This is a genomic window from uncultured Ruminococcus sp., assembly GCF_946415235.1.
Lineage (GTDB): Bacteria > Bacillota > Clostridia > Oscillospirales > Ruminococcaceae > Ruminococcus.
On the sequence record NZ_CAMKRR010000158.1, the window covers coordinates 1 to 4,304 of the forward strand.

4 protein-coding genes are annotated in these 4,304 nt (G+C 39.5%); 1 reads left to right on the plus strand and 3 read right to left on the minus strand.

From position 1 onward, the window contains the following. A partial coding sequence (locus Q0R37_RS15250) for a hypothetical protein (RefSeq protein WP_294755446.1) occupies positions 1 to 910 on the minus strand: 910 nt, incomplete at its 3' end. Positions 911 to 1,277: 367 nt separating this feature from the next. Here Q0R37_RS15250 and Q0R37_RS15255 point away from each other — a divergent pair. Continuing rightward, positions 1,278 to 2,663: a hypothetical protein gene (locus Q0R37_RS15255; RefSeq protein ID WP_294755448.1), complete on the plus strand. Its 1,386-nt coding sequence runs from the start codon at positions 1,278 to 1,280 to the stop codon at positions 2,661 to 2,663. Positions 2,664 to 2,824: 161 nt separating this feature from the next. On the opposite strand, the gene Q0R37_RS15260 is transcribed toward Q0R37_RS15255, so the two are convergent. Both Q0R37_RS15260 and Q0R37_RS15265 read right to left on the minus strand, forming a co-directional pair. Then, entirely contained in the window at positions 2,825 to 3,424 is a 600-nt protein-coding gene (locus Q0R37_RS15260; protein ID WP_294755450.1) for a recombinase family protein, read from the minus strand. Between the two features lie 126 nt (positions 3,425 to 3,550). Then, a partial coding sequence (locus tag Q0R37_RS15265; RefSeq protein WP_294755452.1) for a glucosamine 6-phosphate synthetase occupies positions 3,551 to 4,304 on the minus strand: 754 nt, incomplete at its 5' end.

Below are 4,304 nucleotides of genomic sequence, written 5' to 3' on the forward strand. Positions count from 1 at the left end.
AAAGCATCGCTTTCAGCTTCTCTTCATTTACGTCATGCGATGGTGAAACCGCTATAATCGGCTTAAAAGTTACGCCATTTTCTTCAAGGATAAACTTCAGCTTTGCTACTATTGAGGCAAGACCTATAAATTTTAAGGTAGGATGTGAAGCGTATATGCTGAGCCATCTATCTATTATCTCCTGTGTCTCTCTATAAAGCGGCACCAGCTTCTTCATTTTAACGCTGTCAGACATAATATCTGCGTAGGCTTCCATGTTTTCCGGATATGAACCGAAAGCATATTCATTGTCACCAATTTTAACGAAGCCCTGACGTGAAAATATTTGTGCTGTAGACTTAGGTGCCTTTTGTATCTCATTGTATATAAGATCATTAACCTGCTTCTTTGTACAGCCAGGGCATCTTTTCACCCACTTCATATGTTGATAGAAGCGCTCGTTCATATAGTCATCGTAGGGCATGATAGTGGAGCACGGATTTTCAGTTCCGCCTGCAATATGAACATACTTGATTATGGTATCACCATATTCTCTTATATAGGTGACATTTCCGATACTGAATGCAAGGGTGAGGGGAGTAATCTTAGCTTTTCCGTTGCTTGATTCCTCAATCAAGTTAAAATATATACCGTCATTGCTGTAATGTGAACGCTTGTGGATTATCTCGTCGCACTTGCCGTTTCCCTTGTCATGGCGGCGGCTATCAGGGTGCTCAAGTGGATAAGTCGGTGCTGGTGCAGAAACGCAGTTTGCTTCTGACTGTGAAAGGCGGCGGTTAACATCTCCGCAGTCGTAGCGGCGGCTGGTGGGATCAACGACGTTGTAGGGATTCGGACAATTCGATGAAGAACTGAAGCTGTCCCCTGGCTGACCGAAACCAATATTATTGTTCTTAATAGCATTACACATTTAACATTACCTCCTGAAATATAATTAATAAAGACTTCGCTTTTCCAAAATCTCGGGTAAAAACTCCAAGAGAGAGAAAATTTTTCTGAAAATCCCGGGCGTTTCAGTATTTTTTTCACCCTCCTCGTAATTTTGACCTGAGTTTTTGAGATTTTGAAGTTGTTTTTTCAAAACGGCATCGCTGTCGTTTATACTATAATGATATCAAATTCATAACGATATTTCAAAATGATAAATCAGGTAAATAAGTATTGTTTTAAATGTAAAAATGCTATAAAGAGATTTAGTTGATAAATAATGCTACCCATTTTAGGGTAAGGAGTGATTAACTACGAAACGCAAGGATACGTTAAAAGAATTACTTGAGGTGATTTTTGGTGGTACTACTGTTAAGCCAGCAGGTGGTAAAATTTATAAATCCGGTAATTTATTCAGTTCATGTAAATACAATGACACAGACAGAGACACTTACATAGATTTATTACAAATAACATATCTTGACGATGCCCCTAAACAACAAAGTCCAAGTTTTGATCCTGATATTTTTAACAAAAAGGAAAGCATCTCACGCTTTTTTAATTATTTGCGTTCGTATAGAGAAGCTTTATTTCTTCCCGACGTTGACGCACCATCGTCTTCAATATTTGCTTTCGAAGCAGCTGTAACGATTATAACTGCTATATTTTCACCACCCTCTGAATCGGATAAGTTCAAGATTGAAGATGAAGATATAAGTATAGCGTTCCGTAAAGCGTTGGATAGAATAGAGAAGATAGAGTATAATGTTGATCTTGAAGATGATGCCAACTCATTTAACAATGAAAGAACGACTTTTTACGATAATGATTATTCCACAGATAAAAGCAAGTGCAGTTATAGTGTATTAGTTGAAACAGGAAATATAGTTAGCAAATTACGTGATAGGTATCATGCTATACTTTTAAGAATATATATAGACAAAAGCAGGAAATATAATAACCAAAGCTCTTTCTTTTATAATGAATTAATCTCGACTCTGTACTTGGATAATATCCGACATACAAAACCACAAGATGAATTTTTTATAGTGAAGCCATTGTCTTTGAGAGCAGTCAGTATTTCTGTTCCTGATTTATGGACATATAAAACGTATTTAGACGAGAAAATCGTCCTTACCGAGTATAAGTGCAACGATAAAGACTCTTTAAAGAAAAGGATAATTGCTAAAGCTAAGAAACAGTACGCAGAATATATTGATATCCTAAAGCCTGAATGGGATATTGACATTTTAAACTATACTGGCGATATAATAAAGCGTGTTATGAGCTTGGATTTGCTCTGGCTATATAATGATGCTAATAAGGAATCAGGTAAATGCAGAGAAGAAGTTGAAAAAATCATTGTCGGCTATCCTGAGATATATTCATATCTTGATAGTTGTTCAGATGAGACTCAAAGTAAGCAATTGACGATAATACTTCATCATGCCGTGAAGGAGATAACTGCATTTATCAATAATAGATGTAGATTCATTTCAGAATATGTCATAAGCCAGGAGTTTTCTGATCATAAGCAATATGTAAAGGGTATTGTGAACGGTAACAAGTTCAAAAAACTGAAAACGTTTTCAGAAGGCATGAATAGTGAAGATAGCTCAGAACCACAAAGCCTCTTTGACGAATACTACTATACATCTGGTAATGAATTGCCACAACTTATCTCTTCTTTGCAGTCATATTATGAAGCACTTAAAAAAGTGCATAAAGAATCCTAATTACGATTTTGAAAACAACACTGCTGAAAAAATCGTAAAAAGCAAGCCCGATTTCAAGTTGTTTGGCAGGGCGTTATTCTCAAAATCTAAATTGGAGAATTATTTTTTGTTTTTTATTTATAATGAATGGGAGCCTTACACGCGCAAGACTCCCATGAAGATTATGTCTTGTTATACAGCCTGTAGTAGCATGACTTGGAGATACCAAGCTCTCGCATAGCCTCAACAGGCTTTTTATTCCCGCATCGGACTTCTGTCAGCACCTCACGCCAGTTATCAGGAAGAGGCTTTGACGGTCGTCCGAACTTGATATTCTTTCGTTTGGCAGCTTCTATGCCCTCACGTTGGCGAGCTCGTATCTTGTTACGCTCGTTCTCGGCTATAGCACCAAGAACCTCGATAAGGATAGCATTTATCATTTCAAGTACCCAAGCCTGCTCCGGCGGAAAGTCTGTGAGCGTGGTAGGAATATCAAGTATCTTTACACGGATACCCATATACTTGAATTGTTCAAGCTCCCGCTTAATGTCGGCCTTGTTACGGCTGAGCCTGTCCAGTTCCTTGATAACGAGTGTATCCCCTTTACGGAGTATCTGACGTTTGAGATACTGGTATCCTTCTCGCTCTGTGTCCTTACCGGAAGCCTTGTCGATGATGATGTTCTGTACAGGCACTCCGAACTTAGTCAGAGCTTCGATCTGCCTGTCCTCGTTTTGTTCCCGCGTAGAAACGCGAGCATATCCATATACACGGTTATCCATTTTACCTCCTAACTGTCCCCAAAAGTGGTGGTGACTTTCGGAACGTCTCAAAAGTCAAAACACCACTTTTTAGAACGCTTTTTCAGTCGTTTTTCGGGTGTCCCATAAAGTAAACTTTTTGAGACTTCAAAATGCTCCTCCGTAGCAGCTTTCATATATATCCTCACCGCACATATACTTCACATCTCTGAGAGCTTCATGGAGCAGGTTTGTATCCATGAGCATTTCTTCTATCTCATCGCAGGTATAACCATACTCCAGCAAAAGCTCAACGTCCTCACTGTCAACGCCATAGCAGCCACAGTAGGCGAGAAGCATCTCTTCGTGTATGTTATAATAGGAAGAGTCATCGTACCAGCTCATGTACTTGGAGCGGTAAAGCTTCGGTTCAAATTCCGAGCGTGTGATATCTCCGGTCCTGTCAATACGAATTATATCCCCCTCATCAGTTTCTACACGTTCATGTGCGAACTTGTGCAGACCTATCTTTCGCAGAGCAGCCTTCATAATGCTCTCGGTACTCGCATACACATAAAGACCTATATCTTTGAAGTGGAGTAGGCACATGGGATTGCTGCCCTTGACGATATACAGGCTATTGTTATCATCAAGCAGGCTGAAAGTGAAGTTGCCTTCTACTGTTTCAGCCATGTATCGGAGCGAATCAAAATCAAGCTTCTGCTGCGACTCTATAAGCTGACAAGCAGCGTAGCTGTCAGTCTCTATGTGTGTATCAGGTATAAGCTTTTCCTTGCGGAGTTCCTTATCATTCCAAAGAACGCCGTTATGGGCAAAAGCGAAAGAAGTATCGCCGGCAAAACCAGAGAACGGATGATTGTTGTAGTTGAATTTCTCGTTGCCCTGAGTAGTCATACGGGTA

Coding starts and splice junctions, on each gene's coding strand:
- Q0R37_RS15260 (WP_294755450.1), bottom strand. CDS start 3,424: ATGGATAACCGTGTATATGGATATGCTCGCGTTTCTACGCGGGAACAA.